This window comes from Amnibacterium sp. CER49 (genome assembly GCF_029846255.1).
GTDB lineage: Bacteria > Actinomycetota > Actinomycetes > Actinomycetales > Microbacteriaceae > Amnibacterium.
Genome location: NZ_JARVWQ010000002.1, coordinates 438,654 through 456,125, shown reverse-complemented (window position 1 = coordinate 456,125; position 17,472 = coordinate 438,654). Strand labels below are relative to the sequence as shown.

16 protein-coding genes are annotated in these 17,472 nt (G+C 70.7%); 10 read left to right on the top strand and 6 right to left on the bottom strand.

The genetic code is table 11. The annotated features are described in order from the left end of the window. Window positions 1-20 precede the first annotated feature (20 nt). The 5 genes from QDR37_RS12105 (at window position 21) to QDR37_RS12085 (ending at window position 5,126) form a co-directional block, all read left to right on the top strand. Window positions 21-1,418, top strand: coding sequence for a M20/M25/M40 family metallo-hydrolase (locus QDR37_RS12105; RefSeq protein ID WP_279714025.1), 1,398 nt, complete (start codon window positions 21-23; stop codon window positions 1,416-1,418). 44 nt (window positions 1,419-1,462) lie between these two features. Beyond that, window positions 1,463-1,831, top strand: coding sequence for an iron-sulfur cluster assembly accessory protein (locus tag QDR37_RS12100; RefSeq protein ID WP_279714024.1), 369 nt, complete (start codon window positions 1,463-1,465; stop codon window positions 1,829-1,831). A gap of 149 nt (window positions 1,832-1,980) precedes the next feature. Continuing rightward, window positions 1,981-2,931 carry a cytochrome c oxidase subunit II gene (gene coxB / locus QDR37_RS12095; RefSeq protein ID WP_279714023.1) on the top strand — a complete coding sequence of 317 codons (951 nt, stop codon included), beginning with the start codon at window positions 1,981-1,983 and terminating at the stop codon, window positions 2,929-2,931. Further along, entirely contained in the window at window positions 2,931-4,679 is a 1,749-nt protein-coding gene (gene ctaD, locus QDR37_RS12090) for a cytochrome c oxidase subunit I (protein WP_279714022.1), read from the top strand. The genes coxB and ctaD overlap by 1 nt, the downstream gene beginning before the upstream one ends. Before the next feature lie 6 nt (window positions 4,680-4,685). Then, window positions 4,686-5,126 (top strand): cytochrome c oxidase subunit 4, encoded by a 441-nt coding sequence (locus QDR37_RS12085; RefSeq protein ID WP_279714021.1) that lies wholly within the window; start codon window positions 4,686-4,688, stop codon window positions 5,124-5,126. A 252-nt stretch (window positions 5,127-5,378) separates the two neighbouring features. On the opposite strand, the gene QDR37_RS12080 is transcribed toward QDR37_RS12085, so the two are convergent. From QDR37_RS12080 to QDR37_RS12060, 5 genes are read right to left on the bottom strand one after another with little or no spacing between them, the layout of a single operon-like run. After that, window positions 5,379-5,813, bottom strand: coding sequence for an NUDIX domain-containing protein (locus tag QDR37_RS12080; RefSeq protein WP_347882115.1), 435 nt, complete (start codon window positions 5,811-5,813; stop codon window positions 5,379-5,381). Between the two features lie 50 nt (window positions 5,814-5,863). Continuing rightward, window positions 5,864-7,474: a ubiquinol-cytochrome c reductase cytochrome b subunit gene (locus tag QDR37_RS12075; RefSeq protein ID WP_279714864.1), complete on the bottom strand. Its 1,611-nt coding sequence runs from the start codon at window positions 7,472-7,474 to the stop codon at window positions 5,864-5,866. Window positions 7,475-7,499: 25 nt separating this feature from the next. After that, entirely contained in the window at window positions 7,500-8,582 is a 1,083-nt protein-coding gene (locus QDR37_RS12070) for a Rieske 2Fe-2S domain-containing protein (RefSeq protein ID WP_279714020.1), read from the bottom strand. A 10-nt stretch (window positions 8,583-8,592) separates the two neighbouring features. After that, a complete protein-coding gene (locus QDR37_RS12065; RefSeq protein ID WP_279714863.1) occupies window positions 8,593-9,420 on the bottom strand; it encodes a cytochrome c in 828 nt (275 codons plus the stop codon). 18 nt (window positions 9,421-9,438) lie between these two features. Next, window positions 9,439-10,053 carry a heme-copper oxidase subunit III gene (locus QDR37_RS12060; protein ID WP_279714862.1) on the bottom strand — a complete coding sequence of 205 codons (615 nt, stop codon included), beginning with the start codon at window positions 10,051-10,053 and terminating at the stop codon, window positions 9,439-9,441. Window positions 10,054-10,197: 144 nt separating this feature from the next. Between QDR37_RS12060 and trpD the strand changes: the two genes are divergently transcribed. Continuing rightward, window positions 10,198-11,253, top strand: coding sequence for an anthranilate phosphoribosyltransferase (gene trpD, locus QDR37_RS12055; RefSeq protein WP_279714019.1), 1,056 nt, complete (start codon window positions 10,198-10,200; stop codon window positions 11,251-11,253). Between the two features lie 25 nt (window positions 11,254-11,278). Here trpD and glpK read toward each other — a convergent pair whose 3' ends face one another. Continuing rightward, window positions 11,279-12,790 carry a glycerol kinase GlpK gene (glpK, locus tag QDR37_RS12050; protein ID WP_279714018.1) on the bottom strand — a complete coding sequence of 504 codons (1,512 nt, stop codon included), beginning with the start codon at window positions 12,788-12,790 and terminating at the stop codon, window positions 11,279-11,281. 256 nt (window positions 12,791-13,046) lie between these two features. Here glpK and QDR37_RS12045 point away from each other — a divergent pair, with 256 nt between their 5' ends. Genes QDR37_RS12045 through QDR37_RS12030 form a run of 4 tightly spaced genes read left to right on the top strand, consistent with a single transcriptional unit; the run spans window position 13,047 to window position 17,435 of the window. Continuing rightward, the gene (locus QDR37_RS12045; RefSeq protein ID WP_279714017.1) at window positions 13,047-14,078 is read left to right on the top strand and encodes a zinc-dependent alcohol dehydrogenase family protein; all 1,032 of its coding nucleotides are present in this window, start codon (window positions 13,047-13,049) and stop codon (window positions 14,076-14,078) included. Then, entirely contained in the window at window positions 14,075-14,740 is a 666-nt protein-coding gene (locus QDR37_RS12040) for a DUF2291 domain-containing protein (RefSeq protein ID WP_279714015.1), read from the top strand. The genes QDR37_RS12045 and QDR37_RS12040 overlap by 4 nt, the downstream gene beginning before the upstream one ends. Continuing rightward, window positions 14,737-16,281: a sugar ABC transporter ATP-binding protein gene (locus tag QDR37_RS12035; protein WP_279714014.1), complete on the top strand. Its 1,545-nt coding sequence runs from the start codon at window positions 14,737-14,739 to the stop codon at window positions 16,279-16,281. Before QDR37_RS12040 ends, QDR37_RS12035 begins: the two co-directional genes overlap by 4 nt. Before the next feature lie 20 nt (window positions 16,282-16,301). Further along, window positions 16,302-17,435: an ABC transporter permease gene (locus tag QDR37_RS12030; RefSeq protein ID WP_279714013.1), complete on the top strand. Its 1,134-nt coding sequence runs from the start codon at window positions 16,302-16,304 to the stop codon at window positions 17,433-17,435. The last annotated feature ends 37 nt before the right edge of the window (window positions 17,436-17,472 follow it).

Here is a 17,472-nt window from a genome sequence, read left to right as displayed (position 1 = left end):
GGGTCTCTAAGGTTACCGGCATGGCCGTCGATCCATCGGAGCAGCCCGTCCTCGACGCGGTCGCGGCGGGCTTCCCGGCCGCGGTCGCCGCGTTGGGGCGGCTCGTGCGCATCCCGTCCGTCGCCTTCCCCGGGTTCTCGCCCGAGGAGGTGGAGCGGAGCGCCGAGGCCGTCGCGGCGCTGTTCCGGGACACCGGGCTGTTCGACGAGGTCGGCGTGCACCGGGCCGCGTACGGCGACGACGGCGCGGTGGGCAACCCGGCGGTGCTCGCGGTGCGTCCCGCGGCGCCCGGGCGGCCGACGATCCTGCTCTACGCGCACCACGACGTGCAGCCGGCCGGCCGCGACGAGCTCTGGGACGCGCCGCCGTTCGAGCCGACGCTCGTGGGGGAGCGGCTGTACGGGCGCGGCGCGTCCGACGACAAGGCGGGCGTCGTGACGCATCTCGCCGCCGTCACGGCAGCGGCCGCCGCGCTCGGCGACGCCTTCGCCGTCGGCGTCTCGCTCTTCATCGAGGGGGAGGAGGAGGCGGGCTCCCGCTCGTTCGAGGCCTTCCTCGCCGAGCACCGCGACGTGCTCGCCGCCGACGTGATCATCGTCGCGGACTCCGACAACGTGAGCACCGAGGTGCCGGCCCTCACCTCGAGCCTGCGCGGCAACGTGACGTTCGCCCTCACGGTCGCGACGCTCGAGCACGCCTCGCACTCCGGCATGTTCGGGGGAGCGGTGCCCGACGCGATGCTCACCGCGATCCGGCTGCTCGCCACGCTCTGGGACGACACCGGCGCGGTGGCGGTTCCCGGCCTCACCACCGCCGCCGAGCCGGACGCCGCGGACGGTCCGACGCCGGAGCAGCTCGCGCGCGACGCCGGGCTGCTGCCCGGCGTGACCGCGGTCGGCGCCGGCAGCGTCGCCGACCGGCTCTGGCGCGGGCCCTCGATCACGGTCACCGGCATCGACGCCCCGGACGTGCAGAACGCGTCCAACACGCTGCAGCCGTCGGTGCGCGTCCGCATCAGCGTGCGGGTCGCGCCCGGCCAGCGGGCCGCGGACGCCTACGCGGCGGTGCGGCGGCACCTCGAGCACGCAGCGCCGTTCGGCGCGCACCTCCACTTCGCCGACGTCGACCTCGGCGAGCCGTTCCGCATCGACCAGGACGGCTGGGCGGCGCAGCTCGCCCGCGAGGCGCTCGAGGACGGCTTCGGCTCCGCGCCCGTCGCGACCGGAATCGGCGGCTCGATCCCGTTCGTCTCGACGCTCGCCGAGGCGTTCCCGCGGGCGCAGATCCTGCTCACCGGCGTCGAGGACCCGTCGTCGCGGGCGCACTCGCCGGGGGAGTCGCAGGACCTCGGCGTGCTGCGGCGCGCCATCACCGCGGAGGCGCTGCTGCTCGCCCGGCTCGCCACGCGGAGCCTGTGAGCGGCGGCACCCGGAACGGCGCTCCGCGGCCTACCATGCATCCCATGACCGACATCGCGCTCACGGGCAAGCCCACGACGGACACCGGCCACGGCGTGCTGCTCACCGCGGCGGCCGCCGACAAGGTGAAGAGCCTGCTGGCACAGGAGGGCCGTGACGACCTGCGCCTCCGACTCGCGGTGCAGCCCGGCGGCTGCTCCGGCCTCATCTACCAGCTCTACTTCGACGAGCGCCTGCTCGACGGGGACGCCACCGTCGACTTCGACGGCGTCGAGGTCGTCGTCGACCGCATGAGCGTCCCGTACCTCGACGGCGCGACCGTCGACTTCGAGGACACGATCAGCAAGCAGGGCTTCACGATCGACAACCCCAACGCGCAGGGCAGCTGCGCCTGCGGCGACTCCTTCCACTGAGCGTCCGCTCCGAGATGCACGAGGCGCGCCCCCGCGGGGGCGCGCCTCGTCTCGTCCGTGCGCCGTCTCGCACCCATCGCCGGGGCTCCGCATCGCCCCGGACCGGTAGGCTGACGACGTCTCATCCGCTGGATACCGAGAGGGCACCGGTGCGCAAGAACCGACGACGCCTGCTCCTGCTGCCGGGGCTCGCCGCCGCAGTGCTGATCAGCCTCACCGGCTGCTCCACCCTGCAGGAGCACGGCTACCTGCCCGGCTTCGTCGCAGGGCAGCAGCCCGTCACGAACCACACCCAGCGGGTCTCCGACCTCTGGGTCGGCTCGTGGATCGTCGGCCTGCTCATCGGGTTCGTCACCTGGGGTCTGATCATCGCCTTCGCGATCGCCTACCGGCGGCGCCGCGGCCAGACGGGCCTGCCGCTGCAGATCCGGTACAACATGCCGATCGAGATCTTCTACACGCTCGTGCCGGTCATCACCGTGCTCGGCCTGTTCGCCTTCACGGCGCGCGACCAGCAGATCATCGAGACGCGCACGCAGAACCCGGACGTCACCGTGCAGGTGTTCGGCAAGCAATGGGCGTGGGACTTCAACTACGTCAAGGAGAACGTCTACTCCGCGGGTGTCCAGGCGGTGCCCGCAGCCGAGGGCACGCCCCGCACCGGCTTCGTCGAGTCGGCGGTGCCGCAGCTCGTGCTGCCCGTGAACAAGACGGTCGAGCTGCAGCTGCGCACCCGTGACGTGAACCACTCCTTCTGGGTCATCGACTTCCTGTACAAGAAGGACCTGATCGCAGGTCAGACGAACTACATGGACTTCACGCCGACGCGCACCGGCACCTACGCGGGCAAGTGCGCCGAGCTCTGCGGCGAGTACCACTCGCGCATGCTGTTCACCGTCAAGGTCGTGACCCCGGCGGAGTACACCGCGTACATCCAGCAGCTGCGCTCGGCGGGCAACGTGGGTCAGCTCGGCACGAACCTGAACAAGGACGACAACTCCGCCGCGGTGGGGTCCCAGGACTCCGGCGTGCCTGCCGGCAGCGAGACAAACCGCCGCGGCGGCAACGACACCAGCGGCCTCACGGGGAGCGGAAAGTAATGACGACGACACTCGGCAGGCCGGGCACCCCGGCTCTTCCGGCGGGTGAGTCCACCGGGATCGGCGATCGGCCGGTCGCCCGCAAGGGCAACATCGTGGTGCAGTACCTCACCACCACCGATCACAAGCGCATCGGGTACCTGTACCTCGTCACGTCGTTCATCTACTTCCTGGTCGGCGGCATCCTCGCGCTCGTGATCCGCGGCCAGCTGGCCGAGCCGGGCCTGCACCTCGTGCCCACGCCGGAGATCTACAACCAGCTGTTCACGATGCACGGCACGATCATGCTGCTCATGTTCGCGACGCCGCTCTTCGCGGGCTTCACGAACGTGATCATGCCGCTGCAGATCGGCGCGCCCGACGTCGCCTTCCCCCGGCTCAACGCGCTCGCGTACTGGCTGTTCTCCTTCGGCAGCTTCATCGCCGTCTCGGGCGAGTTCCTGCCCGAGGGCGCGGCGAGCTTCGGCTGGACCGCGTACGCGCCGCTGTCGTCGTCGCTCTACTCGCCGGGAATGGGCAGCTCGCTCTGGGTCTTCGGCCTCGGCCTCTCCGGCTTCAGCACGATCCTCGGCTCGGTGAACTTCATCACCACCGTCATCACGATGCGCGCCCCCGGCATGACGATGTTCCGGATGCCGATCTTCACCTGGAACGTCTTCATCACGAGCGTGCTCGTCGTGATCGCGTTCCCGGTCCTCGCCGCGGCGCTGCTCTGCCTCGGCGCCGACCGCACCCTCGGCGCGCACGTCTTCGAGAGCGGCTCGGGCGGCGCGATCCTCTGGCAGCACCTCTTCTGGTTCTTCGGGCACCCGGAGGTCTACATCATCGCGCTGCCGTTCTTCGGCATCATCAGCGAGGTCATCCCGGTCTTCAGCCGCAAGCCGATCTTCGGCTACCGCACCCTCGTCTACGCGACCATCTCGATCGCGGCGCTCTCGGTCGCGGTGTGGGCGCACCACATGTACGTCACGGGCTCGGTGCTGCTGCCGTTCTTCGCGCTCCTCACGATGCTCATCGCGGTGCCGACCGGCGTGAAGATCCTCAACTGGACCTTCACCATGTGGCGCGGCTCGGTCACCTTCGAGACGCCGATGCTCTGGGTGATCGGCTTCCTCATCACCTTCACGTTCGGTGGCATCACCGGCGTGATCCTCGGTTCGCCGCCGCTCGACTTCCACCTGTCCGACAGCTACTTCGTGGTGGCGCACTTCCACTACGTCGTGTTCGGCACGGTCGTGTTCGCGATGTTCGCGGGCTTCTACTTCTGGTGGCCGAAGTTCACGGGCAAGATGCTCGACGAGCGCCTCGGCAAGGTCCACTTCTGGACGCTGTTCATCGGCTTCCACATGACGTTCCTCGTGCAGCACTGGCTCGGCGTGCTCGGGATGCCCCGTCGGTACGCCACCTACCAGCCGGGTGACGGCTTCGGTGGGCTGAACGAGCTGTCGTCGATCGGTGCCGCGATCCTCGGCCTCTCGATCCTCCCGTTCCTCTACAACGTGTGGATCACGGCCCGTCGAGCGCCCAAGGTGACGGTGAACGACCCGTGGGGCTACGCCCGCAGCCTCGAGTGGGCGACGTCGTGCCCGCCGCCGCGCCACAACTTCACGTCGATCCCGCGCATCCGCAGCGAGTCGCCGGCGTTCGATCTGAACCACCCCGAGGCGGGTCTGCCGTTCGGTGTCGGCCCGGTGAAGGACGCGCCCGAGGCGCCGACGTTCGACGCCGCTCGTGGGAACGTGCGGTAACCGGCCATGCGCGCGAACGTCTACTTCTTCTGGTTCATCTCGGCCTACGCGTTCCTCGCGGACGTCGTCTACACCATCTGGAACCTGTTCTTCGCAGGGACCACGAACGGTGGCGGCGGCGGTCGCGTCGAGCCCATCGGCACCGTCTGCCTGCTGCTCACGGCGGTCATGGCCCTCTTCATCGGGTTCTACGTCAACCGCTCCCGCCTGGGGCAGGGCGGCGTGCTGCCCGAGGACCGCCCCGACGCGAGCATCGACGACGGCGACCCCGAGCTCGGCTTCTTCAGCCCGTACAGCTGGTGGCCGATCCTGCTCGCCGCATCGGCGGCCCTCGGCTTCCTCGGCTTCGTGATCGGCATCTGGGTCGCCTTCATCGGTGGCGCCATCGCGATCGTGGCGCTCGTCGGCTGGGTCTACGAGTACTACCGGGGCTTCTTCGCCCGCTGATCCGCCCGCCTGTCGCGGCCTGCAGGAGCCGCCGTCCCTCCCGGGGCGGCGGCTCCTGCCGTTCGTGGCCGCCCGCTCACGCCCCCTCGTCTGCCGTCCGGACATCTGCAGCCCGACGAGCGCCGACACGCGTCCCGACGGCATACCGAAGTGCCGCGGGAGCTGCTCCATGCCGATCGCCTCGTCGCGCGGTGCCTGGGGCGTCGCGCGGTCGGCATGCACACCGCGCGACGCCACCGCTACCGCGTGACCTCAGCGCTCGAGCAGCGGAGCCAGGCGCTCCAGGAACGGGCGCTGCCCCTTCGTGAGCAGTGTCGCGGCCTCGGGCAGCGGCACCCAGCGCAGGGCGTCGATCTCGGGCACCTGCACGGTGCGCCCCGAGCGCGGCGGCCACTCGAGCGCGAAGGTGCCGGGGGAGAAGCCGGTGAGCTCGACATCGCTCTCGCCGGCCCACAGCTCGATCGCCTTGCCCGAGGCGCGGACGGTGCCGAGCGGCGTCCAGTCCGCCTGCGGGACCGGCAGGCCCGTCTCCTCGGTGAACTCGCGCAGCGCGGCCTCGAAGGGCCGCTCGCCGGGCTCCACGACTCCCTTGGGCGCCGACCAGGCACCCTCCTGCTTGCGGGCCCAGAACGGGCCGCCCATGTGGCCGAGCAGCACCTCCGGCGAGCCCCCCACACGACGGAACAGCAGGAGGCCCGCGCTCGAGAGCGCGGGCCTCCTGCTCGACGGGTCCGACGTCAGTGGTGCGATGCCAGCTCCACCTCGGTCGTCGACACGGGCTCGATGCGGTCCTCGAAGAACCACCGCGACAGCACCGCGCGCACGCGCTCCTGCGGCGGGATCTTGCCGTTCGCGTTCGGGCGGAGCATGAGCGGCTCGTAGTCGTTGTAGCTGACGAGCTTCCAGCGCTCGTACTCGTCGACCGGCTCGTGCACCTCGATGAACTCGCCGCCCGGGAGCCGGACGATGCGGCCCGACTCGTAGCCGTGCAGCGCCATCTCGCGGTCCTTCTTCTGCAGCGCGAGGCAGATGCGCTTCGCGACGAAGTAGGCGATGAACGGCCCGATGATCAGCGTGAACTGCATCGAGACGATGACGCCCTCGATGGACAGCCGGAAGTGCGTCGCGATGAGGTCCGAGCTCGCCGCCGCCCAGAGGACCGCGTAGAAGGTGACCCCGGCCGCACCGATGGCCGTGCGGGTCGGCATGTTGCGCGGCCGGTCGGCGATGTGGTGCTCGCGCTTGTCGCCCGTGACCCAGCCCTCGAGGAAGGGGTACGCCATCGCCGTGACGATGAACAGGCCGAGCACCGCGATCGGCGCGATGATGTTGAGCGAGTACGTCGTGTTGAAGAGCACGAACTCCCAGCCGTGCGGCACGAGGCGCAGGGCGCCGTCCGCGAAGCCGATGTACCAGTCGGGCTGGGTACCGGCGGACACGGGGGAGGGGTCGTAGGGGCCGTAGGTCCAGATCGGGTTGATCGTGAAGAACGTCGCGATGAGCACGACGACGCCGAACACGATGAAGAAGAACCCGCCGGCCTTCGCCGCGTACACCGGGAGGATCGGGTAGCCGATCACGTTGTCGTTCGTCCGGCCGGGACCGGCGAACTGCGTGTGCTTCTGCACGACGACGAACACGAGGTGGAGGCCGATCAGGGCGACCACCGCGGCCGGCAGCAGCAGGATGTGCAGCGTGTAGAGGCGCCCGACGATCGCGGTGCCGGGGAACTGGCCGCCGAACAGGAACCACTCGATCCAGCTGCCGATGAACGGGATGCCCTCGACCATGCCCGCGATGATGCGCAGGCCGTTGCCGGAGAGCAGGTCGTCGGGCAGCGAGTAGCCGGTGAAGCCCTCGCCCATCGCGAGGATGAACAGCGTGAAGCCGATGACCCAGTTGAGCTCGCGCGGCTTGCGGAACGCACCGGTGAAGAAGATGCGCATCATGTGCACGCCGGTCGCGGCGATGAAGAGCAGCGCCGCCCAGTGGTGGATCTGCCGCATGAGCAGGCCGCCGCGGATGTCGAACGAGATGTCGAGCGCGGACTGCATGGCCGCCGACATCTGCAGGCCCTTGAGCGGCACGTACGAGCCGTTGTAGACGACCTCGGCCATCGACGCCTGGAAGAAGAAGGTGAGGAACGAGCCCGACAGCAGGATGATCACGAAGCTGTAGAGCGAGACCTCGCCCAGCATGAACGACCAGTGGTCGGGGAAGATCTTGCGCCCGAACTCGCGGACGACGTAGCTGATGCCCGTCCGCTCGTCCAGGTAGTTGGCCGCCCACCCGGTGACGCCCGCGCCGGAGCGGCGCGCGTCGGCCGCCTCCGTGCGGTCGAACGACACCGCCTCGGCGGGGGCGGTGGTGGTCTCAGGCGTTGTAGTCACCGCGACGCTCCCAGAAGCTCGGTCCGACTGGTTCATGGAAATCGCTCTGCGCGATCAGGTAGCCCTCGCTGTCCACGGTGATCGGCAGCTGCGGCAGCGGGCGCTTGGCGGGGCCGAAGATGACCGCCGCCTCGTTGGTGATGTCGAACTGCGACTGGTGGCACGGGCAGAGCAGGTGGTGCGTCTGCTGCTCGTAGAGGGCCACGGGGCAGCCGACGTGTGTACAGATCTTGGAGTAGGCGACGATGCCGTTGTAGTTCCAGGTCCTGCGCTCGGGGGAGATGCGCAGTTGACGGGGGTCGAGGCGCATGAGCAGCACCGCGGCCTTCGCCTTCTCCTCGAGCGCGTCCTCCTTGTCGTTCAGCCCCTCGGGGATGACGTGGAAGACGGAGCCGATGGTGACGTCGGAGGCCTTGATCGGCACGCCGGACGGGTCCTTCGTGAGCCGGAGCCCCTTCTTCCACATCGTGTGCGAGTAGGCCTCGGCCGGGGTGCCGGATGCGGGGCCGAGGTCGCGGAACAGGAAGATCGCCGGGAACGGCAGGAAGGCGAAGGCAGCGATCATCGCGTTGCGGATGATGGAGCGACGCGAGAAGCCCGACTCCTCGTCGGCGAGGCGGAAGATCTCGACCGCCCTGGCGCGGGTGCGCTCGTCGCCCCGCTGCGGGTGCCGCAGGTCGACGCCCTCGTGGTCGGCCATGAGGACCTTGCCCCAGTGCACCGCGCCGACACCGATCGCGAGCAGCGCGAACGACAGGCCGAGGCCGACCATGAGGTTGTTGAGCCGGACGCTGCCGAGATCGTTGCTGCGGATCGGGAAGGCGAAGTAGGCCGCCATCGCGAACACGGCGCCGACGATCGAGATGTAGAACAGCCCGACGATGATCCGCTCGGCGCGCTTCGCGGCCTTCGGGTCGGTGTCGGTGACGCGCGCCCGGTGGGGCGGCATGCCGGGGTTCTGGAACGAGTCGGACCGCACCACGGCCGAGCCGGCGGGGTTCGAGTAGGGCGACTGCGCCGTGCGGTCCCCGGCGGGGACGACATCGGTGTGCTCTTCGGTGGCCATCCTTCTCCCGTCAGTTCGCCCTGGCGGTCAGCCAGACCGTGAAGGCGATGATCGCGCCGAGGCCGAAGATCCAGAGGAACAGGCCCTCGGCGACCGGACCGAGGTCGCCCAGCGTGAAGCCGCCGACGTCCTCGTTCTGCGCCTGCGTCTTCAGCGCGGTGATGATGTCCTGCTTGTCCTGCGGCGTGATGTTGTCGTCGTTGAAGACGGGCATGTTCTGCGGGCCGGTGAGCATGGCCTCGTAGATGTGCGCCGGGGTGGTGTCCTGCAGGTTCGGGGCGTACTTGCCCTCGGTGAGCGCACCGCCGGCGCCCGCCACGTTGTGGCACATGGCGCAGTTGATGCGGAACAGCTCGGCGCCGCGGGTGGCGTCGCCGGTGAGCGTCAGGTACTTGCTCGGCGGCAGGCCGGGACCGGCCGCGACGGAGGCGACGTACGCCGCGAGCTGCTTCGTCTGGGTGTCGGTGAAGACCGGCTGGCGGGCCTCGGCCTGGGGTGCGTCGCGGGCCATCGGCATGCGCCCGGTGCCGACCTGGAAGTCGACGGACGCGGCCCCCACGCCGATGAGCGACGGGCCGGCGACGGTGCCCTGCAGCGCGAGGCCGTGGCAGGTGGCGCAGTTCGCCTGGAACAGCTTCTTGCCCTGCGCGATCGCCTGCGGGCTCGACAGGTCGATCGCCGCGTTCGCGCCCGAGGACGCCGTGAACAGCGTGTACGCGCCACCGGTGAGCAGCAGGCCGATCGTGACGAGAGCGACTGTGGCGAGCGGCGAGCGGCGGCCGCTGCGGCGGCGCGAGCGCGCCGGGCGCTCGTCGGCCCGGGCTCGGATGGGGAACAGCACTGGCTCAGGACTCCCTTACTTCAGCACGTAGATGACGACGAACAGGGCGATCCACACGACGTCGACGAAGTGCCAGTAGTAGGACACGACGATCGCCGTCGTGGCCTCGCGGTGACCGAACGTCCGCACCGCGAACGCGCGGCCGATCGTCAGCAGGAAGGCGATCAGGCCGCCCGTGACGTGGAGGGCGTGGAAGCCGGTCGTCAGGTAGAAGGCGGAGCCGTAGGCGCTGCTGTTGATGGCGATGCCCTCGGAGACGAGGTTGGCGTACTCGAACACCTGACCGGTGACGAAGACCGCGCCCATCGCGTACGTGACGAAGAACCAGCGGACCATGCCCCACTCGGACGGCTTCCAGCCGGTGGACTGCGGCTGCAGCCGCTCGGCGGCGAACACCCCGAACTGGCAGGTGAAGGAGCTGAGCACCAGGACGATCGTGTTCGTGAGCGCGTACGGCACGTTCAGGTGCTCGACGCTCGACGCCCACACGGCGGGCAGCGAGGTCTTCAGCGTGAAGTAGATGGCGAAGAGGCCGGCGAAGAACATCACCTCGCTGCCGAGCCACACGATGGTGCCGACGGCGACGCTGTTCGGCCGGTTCACCGCCGGGGCCGACGTGGTCTGAAGCATCGACGCGGAACTCACATGATCATTATGGCGGTCCGGGGGGACGTGGGCCCCCAGCGAGGGCCGATCGACCCGGGGAGTCGGCAGTGCGCGGGGGCGCGTCCCGAGCCGGAACGGGGGCGCCGGGCGCGTCGATAGGATCGCCCCATGCCCGACGCCGCCGAATGGGCGAGACTGCTCGCCGCGCTGCTCGACGGACGTGATCTGCGCGTCGCCGAGGCGACCTGGGCGATGGAGCGCGTCATGGCGGGCGAGGCGTCGCCGGCGACGCTCGCCGGCTTCCTCGTGGCGCTCCGCGCGAAGGGCGAGACGGTCGACGAGATCGTCGGGTTCCGCGACGCGGTGCTCGCCCGCGCGGTGCCGCTCGAGGTGCCGACGGACGCCGTCGACATCGTCGGCACGGGCGGTGACGGCTTCCGCACCGTGAACGTCTCGACGACGGCGGCGATCATCGTCGCCGCGGCCGGGATCCCCGTCGTGAAGCACGGCAACCGCGCCGCGAGCTCCGCCTCCGGCGCGAGCGACGTGCTCTCCGCGCTCGGCCTGCGGATGGACCTCGACGCCCGGCAGGTCGCCGCCGTCTTCGAGCGGGTCGGCCTCACCTTCGTGTTCGCGTCGGCGTTCCACCCCGGCTTCCGGCACGCGGCCGAGGCCCGCGCCGCGCTCGGCGTGCCGACGGTGTTCAACTTCCTCGGCCCGCTCTGCAACCCCGCGCGGCCCGACGCGAACCTGCTCGGCGTCGCGAGCCCCAGGGTCGTGCCGCTCGTCACCGGCGTGCTGCAGACCCGAGGGGCGACGGCGCTCGTCGTGCGGGGCGACGACGGGCTCGACGAGCTCTCGACCACCGGGCACAGCCACATCTGGGAGGTGTCGGCGGGCGCCGTCACCGAGCACGACGTGCACCCGGGCGACCTCGGCCTGCCCACCGCGCGCATCGAGGACCTCGTCGGGGGATCCCCGGACGACAACGCCGCCGCGCTCCGCCGCGTGCTCGACGGCGACGGGGGACCGGTGCGCGACTTCGTGCTGCTGAACGCCGCGGCGGCGCTCGTCGCCTGGGACCTGCTGCAGGACCCGGGGCAGGCGGAGCGTCCGATGGTGCGCCGGCTCCGCGAGCGCTACCGCACCGCGGCCGAGACGGTCGACTCGGGAGCGGCGAAGGCGCGCCTCGCAGCCTGGGTCGACGCGTCGCGGAGCGTCTGACCCGGTCGCCCGAGCGGCGCGCCGCTCAGCGCACGTCCTCGTCGACCCAGTCGAGGCTGCGGCGCACCGCCTTCCCCCAGTTGCGGTACTGCCGCTCGCGCTCGTCCTCCGGCATCGACGGGGTCCAGCGCCGGTCCTCCGCCCACTGCTCCTGCAGCGCGTCGAGGTCCCAGAAGCCGACGGCGAGCCCGGCGGCGTAGGCGGCGCCGAGCGCCGTCGTCTCCGCGACCTTCGGCCGGATCACCGGGACGCCGAGCAGGTCGGCCTGGAAGCCCATGAGCAGCTCGTTGGCGATCATGCCGCCGTCGACCTTCAGCTCGGTCAGCGGCTGCCCCGTGTCCGCGTTCGCAGCCTCGACGACGTCGCGGGTCTGGAACGCCGTCGCCTCGAGCACGGCGCGCGCGAGGTGCCGCTTGTCGACGAACCGGGTGAGGCCGACGAGGGCCCCGCGGGCGTCCGGCCGCCAGTAGGGCGCGAACAGGCCGGAGAACGCCGGGACGAAGTAGGCGCCGCCGTTGTCCCGGACGTCCCCCGCGAGGGCCTCCACCTCGGCCGCGCTGCCGATCAGGCCGAGGTTGTCGCGGAGCCACTGCACGAGCGACCCGGTCACCGCGATCGAGCCCTCGAGCGCGTAGGCGGCCGGTGCGTCCCCGAGCCGGTGGGCCACGGTCGTGAGGAGGCCGTGGCTGCTCCGGACGATGTCCGTGCCGGTCGGCAGCAGCAGGAAGTTGCCGGTGCCGTAGGTGTTCTTCGCCTGGCCGGGCTCGAAGCAGAGCTGCCCGAAGGTGGCCGCCTGCTGGTCGCCGAGGATGCCGGCGATGGGCGTGCCCCGCAGCAGGCTCGAGGGCTCGGCCGAGCCGTACACCTCGGAGGAGCTGCGGATCTCGGGCAGCATCGCCCGCGGCACGCCGACCAGATCGAGCAGCTCGTCGTCCCAGGCGAGCGTCTCGAGGTCCATGAGGAGCGTGCGGGAGGCGTTCGTCACGTCGGTGGCGTGCACGCCCCCGTCCGGACCGCCGGTCAGGTTCCAGAGCAGCCAGGTGTCGGTCGTGCCGAAGAGCAGCTCGCCCGCCTCGGCCCGCCGCCGCGCCCCGTCGACGGAGTCGAGGATCCACCGGATCTTCGTGCCCGCGAAGTAGGTCGAGAGGGGCAGGCCCGTCCGGGTCCGGAAGCGCTCCTCGCCGCCGTCCTTCGCGAGGGCGTCGACGAGCGGCTGGGTGCGGGTGTCCTGCCACACGACGGCGTTCGCGATCGGACGCCCGCTGCTGCGCTCCCACACGACCGTGGTCTCGCGCTGGTTCGTGATACCCACGGCCGCGATGTCGTGCCGCGTCACGTTCGCGCGCGACAGCGCCTGCCCGATCACCTCGCGCGTGTTGCGCCAGATCTCGTCGGGGTCGTGCTCGACCCAGCCGGCGCGGGGGAGCAGCTGCCGGTGCTCGAGCTGGCCGACCGAGACGATCGAGCCGGAGCGGTCGAAGAGGATCGCGCGGGTCGAGGTGGTGCCCTGATCGAGCGCGAGGACGTGGTCGGCCACGGCGGACTCCTTCACGGGACGCGCCGTCCGCACCCTCGTCGGCCGGCGACGCCGCCACGCTACCGAAGGGCCGCGTTGACAACCCGGCGCGCCGCGCTTATGGTCCTTCTCACACGACTCGTGTGAGAAGATCACACGAAGATCACACGGCGGGGGACCGCCGGGGGACCGCCGGCACCGGCGGGACCGGGACGGGACCGACGGCGCTTCTCCTCACGTGAGCGGCGCGTCGGAGGGATGCGAAGGAGCGTTCGCGGTGCGTGCAGTGGTGTTCGAGTCCGAGGGGAAGCTCTCGCTGACGGAGCGGCCGGATCCCGAGCCCGGCTACAAGGAGATCCTCATCGAGACCGCCGCGGTCGGTATCTGCGGCACGGACACGCACGTCTTCGACGGCGAGTTCGAGGGCACGGTGTTCCCGCTCGTGCCGGGCCACGAGGCGACCGGCACGATCATCGCCCTCGGCGAGGGGGTCAACGACGGCGTCTTCGACTTCCACGTCGGCGACCACGTCGCGATCAACCCGAGCACCACCTGCGGCGAGTGCGAGTTCTGCCTGAACGGTCACCAGAACCTCTGCCGGTTCTGGAACGGCCTCGGCGTCGTCGCCTCCGACGGGGCGTCGCAGGAGCGCTTCGTCGCCCCGGCGAGCAACGTCTACAAGCTGAAGCCCGAGACCGACCTCTTCGAGGCCGCGCTCATCGAGCCCCTCGCCTGCGCGATCCGCGGCTGGGACGTGCTGCCCCGCCGCCTCGGCGACCACGTGCTCGTCTACGGCGCCGGCACGATGGGCCTGCTCATGGCGCAGCTCGCCCCGCGCGCGGGCGCCGCGAGCGTCACCGTCGTGGACCTCAACGAGGATCGGCTGCAGACCGCGGCCGAGGTCGGCGTCGAGCACCGCTTCACGAGCGCCGACGACGCCGGACGGGAGAAGTGGGACGTCGTCATCGACTGCACCGGCAACATCCGGGCGATCGAGGACGGCCTCACGCGCGTGAAGCCCGCCGGCTTCTTCCAGGACTTCGGCGTGGCGCCCGCCGACCGCACGGCGAACTACTCGCCGTTCCGGGTCTACCGCGACGAGATCTCGATCGTCGGCACGATGGCGGTGCTCAACTCGTTCGGCCGGGCCGTCGAGATGTTCGAGGCCGGGGCCATCCGGCCGACGCCGATGATCAGCCACTCGTTCGTCCTCGACGACTACGCCGAGGCGCTCGAGATGTTCCGCAAGGGCACCGGCCGCAAGCTGCAGATCCGCCCGAACGACACCGAGTCGCGGGTGCTGCTGTGACGGCCGTCGCCACCGGGGAGCGCCCGTCGCGCGGCCCGCTCGTCAGGCGGATCGTCATCGCCGCGGTGATCGTCGTGGTGCTCGCGCTCATGGCGCTCAGCACGAAGGTCGTCGGCAAGGGTCAGGTCGTCGGCAGCGGCGGAGCGCCCGCCTTCAGCGCGGCGGCCTACGGCAAGAAGACGTTCCCGGTGCAGCAGCGGTTCATCGAGCAGCACGCGGTCGACGCGTCCACGCTCGCCGCGGCGCTCGCGAAGGACCCGACAGCGGCCGGCACGAAGTACGGCGTCGCGAACGACTCCGGCGCCGGCCCCGAGGTCCCGGTGAAGCTCACCGGCACCGTCGGCAAGGCCGACGCGACCGGCCTGCCGGTCGTGACGGTCGCGGGGCTGCCGAAGGACACGGTCGTGCACGTGCAGCTCGGGCCGGCGATCAACGGCACCGACCTCCGCGACGCCACGGGCAAGATCCAGCTCGGGCAGTTCGAGAACCAGATCCAGTACCAGGACGCCGCGTCCGCGCTGAACGACCGGCTGAAGGCCGAGCTGAAGAAGGCGGGCGCGCCCGACCTCACCGGGAAGACGATCACGATCGCCGGGGTGTTCCAGCTCATCAACCCGAAGAACTGGAACGTCACGCCCGCGACGATCTCGGTGAAGTCGTGAGCGACGAGACCGTCGCGTCGGCACCCGGGGCCGACGAGGTCGTCCTCTCAGCCCGCGACGTCGTCAAGACGTACGGCGGCACGCGGGCGCTGAAGGGCGTGAACTTCGACATCCACCGGGGTCGGGTCACCACGCTCTTCGGCGAGAACGGCGCGGGCAAGTCGACCCTGATGAAGATCCTGTCCGGCGTCGAGCAGCCCACCTCCGGGCGGATCCTGCTCGACGGCGCCGAGGTGCAGTTCGGCAGCACCGTCGACGCCCGCGAGCGCGGCATCTCGATCATCCACCAGGAGCTGAGCCTCGCTCCGAACCTGTCCGTGCGCGACAACATCTTCATGGGGCGCGAGCTCCGGACGCCGACGGGCGTCGACTACAAGGAGGAGGGGCGGCAGTCGGCCGAGATCCTGAAGGAGCTCGGCGAGGACATCGACCCCGCGGCGCTCGTCTCGGACCTCCGGCTCGGCCAGCAGCAGGTCGTCGAGATCGCCCGCGCCCTCTCGATCGACGCGCGGATCCTCATCATGGACGAGCCGACGAGCGCGCTGTCGGCCACCGAGGTCGAGGTGCTGTTCCGGGTCATCGCGGACCTGAAGCGCAAGGGCGTCTCGATCGTCTACATCTCCCACCACCTCGAGGAGGCGCTGCAGATCACCGACTTCGCGGTCGTCCTCCGCGACGGGTCGATCACGGCGAACGCGCTCGCGAAGGACATCGACCTCGAGTGGATCGTCCGCCGCATGGTCGGCGACAACTTCGACCTCGGCGAGCCGCCCGCCGGCTACGAGTTCGGCCCGGTCGCCCTCGCGATCGACGACGTGAGCGTCGCCGACGTCGAGAACCCCGACCGCTCCGTCGTCGACCACCTCTCGCTCGACGTGCGCGCCGGCGAGATCGTCTGCCTCTACGGCCTCATGGGAGCCGGGCGCACCGAGCTGCTCGAGGCGGTCGCGGGGCGGGTCCCGGTCACGGGCGGCCGGGTGGTGCTGCAGGGCCGCGACGTCAGCCGGATGAGCATCGCGCAGCGGCTCGCCGCCGGCCTCGGCCTCGTGCCCGAGGACCGGCAGCGCGACGGTCTCGTGCAGACCATGACCGTCGGCCAGAACCTGTCGCTGTCGAGCGTCGGCCGCTTCGTGAAGGGCCTGTTCCTGTCCCGCGACGCGGAGCGCTCGCTCGTCGAGGCCGGCATCCGCGACGTGCGGGTGAAGACGTCCGGGGGAGCGGCCCCGATCGGCTCGCTGTCGGGCGGGAACCAGCAGAAGGTCGTGATCGGCAAGATCGTCTCGACCGGGCCCAAGGTGATCCTGCTCGACGAGCCGAGCCGCGGCATCGACGTCGGCGCGAAGGCCGAGGTCTTCCGCCTCCTCGCGGATCGCGCCCGCGAGGGCCTCGCCGTCGTCTACTCCACGTCCGAGGTCGGCGAGTGCCTGAGCATCGCCCACCGCATCGTCGTGCTGCGCCGCGGACGCATCTCCGCCGAGTTCGGGCCGCAGGCGGCCAAGGAAGAGATCATGGCCGCTTCGGGAGAAGCGGTCGTGGTCTGAATCGACCAGAGGAAGACAGCATGACCACGGTCCCCGCGGCCCCGAAGGGCCAGGCCCCGGCGACGAGCCGGTTCGACCTCGGCAAGATCCTGCTCGAGGGACGCGCGTTCCTCGCGCTCATCGTCATCTTCGTGGTGTTCACGATCCTGGCGCCGCAGTCGTACCCGACGGTCGGCAACATCCTCGTGATGGCGTCGCACGTGTCCGTGTACGCCATCCTCTCGATCGGGATGTTGCTCGTCATCCTGAACGGCGGCATCGACCTGTCGGTCGGCTCGACGCTCGGGCTCTCCGGCATGGTGGCCGGCTTCCTCATGCAGGGCGTGAAGCTCGGCGGGGTCACCCTCTACCCGGCCGTCTGGGTCGTCGTGGTGATCGCCCTCGCCGTCGGCGCGCTCGTCGGGCTCGTGAACGGCATCCTCGTCGCCCGGCTGAAGGTCGCCCCGTTCGTCGCCACGCTGGGCACCCTCTACGCGGTGCGCGGGCTCGCCGAGCTCATGACGAACGGCCTCACGTTCAGCAGCCTCGACGGCGACCCGGCGCTCGGCAACACCGGCTTCGACTGGCTCGGGTTCAACCGCATCCTCAACGTGCCGATCGGCGTGCTCGTCATGATCGTCGTCGCCGTGCTCGTCAGCCTCGTGCTGAACCGCACCGTCTTCGGTCGCTGGGTGTACGCCTCGGGCGGCAACGAGCGCGCCGCGGAGCTGTCCGGCGTGCCGGTGCGGCGCGTCAAGGTGCGGGTCTACGTCGCCTCCGGCGTCTGCGCCGCGATCGCGGGCGTGATCCTCGCCTCCGAGCTGACCTCGGCGAGCCCGACGGCGGGCACGTCCTACGAGCTGACCGCCATCGCGGCGGTCGTCATCGGCGGTGCCGCCCTCACCGGCGGCCGCGGCAACATCCGCGGCACGCTGCTCGGCGCGTTCGTCATCGGCTTCCTGTCCGACGGCCTCGTCATCGTCGGCGTCTCCGCGTACTGGCAGACCGTCTTCACGGGCACCGTCATCGTGCTCGCGGTGCTGCTGAACGCCGTGCAGTACCGCGGCCGGCGCCGTGCCGCCCAGAACGGCGCGGGCAGCCCGCCCTCCGCCACCGCTCCGAGCACCGCGACGGCAGGCGCCGACCGCACCGTGCTCGAGAAGGCCGCCGGCTAGCGCCGGGGCTGCCACCTCACCGAGAAGAAGGAACACA

Excerpts from the sequence above, each read along its gene's own strand:
- QDR37_RS12105 (WP_279714025.1), top strand. The coding sequence starts at position 21 with ATGGCCGTCGATCCATCGGAGCAGCCCGTCCTCGACGCGGTCGCGGCG.
- QDR37_RS12100 (WP_279714024.1), top strand. The coding sequence starts at position 1,463 with ATGACCGACATCGCGCTCACGGGCAAGCCCACGACGGACACCGGCCAC.
- ctaD (WP_279714022.1), top strand. The coding sequence starts at position 2,931 with ATGACGACGACACTCGGCAGGCCGGGCACCCCGGCTCTTCCGGCGGGT.
- QDR37_RS12085 (WP_279714021.1), top strand. The coding sequence starts at position 4,686 with ATGCGCGCGAACGTCTACTTCTTCTGGTTCATCTCGGCCTACGCGTTC.
- QDR37_RS12070 (WP_279714020.1), bottom strand. The coding sequence starts at position 8,582 with ATGGCCACCGAAGAGCACACCGATGTCGTCCCCGCCGGGGACCGCACG.
- QDR37_RS12060 (WP_279714862.1), bottom strand. The coding sequence starts at position 10,053 with ATGCTTCAGACCACGTCGGCCCCGGCGGTGAACCGGCCGAACAGCGTC.
- trpD (WP_279714019.1), top strand. The coding sequence starts at position 10,198 with ATGCCCGACGCCGCCGAATGGGCGAGACTGCTCGCCGCGCTGCTCGAC.
- QDR37_RS12030 (WP_279714013.1), top strand. The coding sequence starts at position 16,302 with ATGACCACGGTCCCCGCGGCCCCGAAGGGCCAGGCCCCGGCGACGAGC.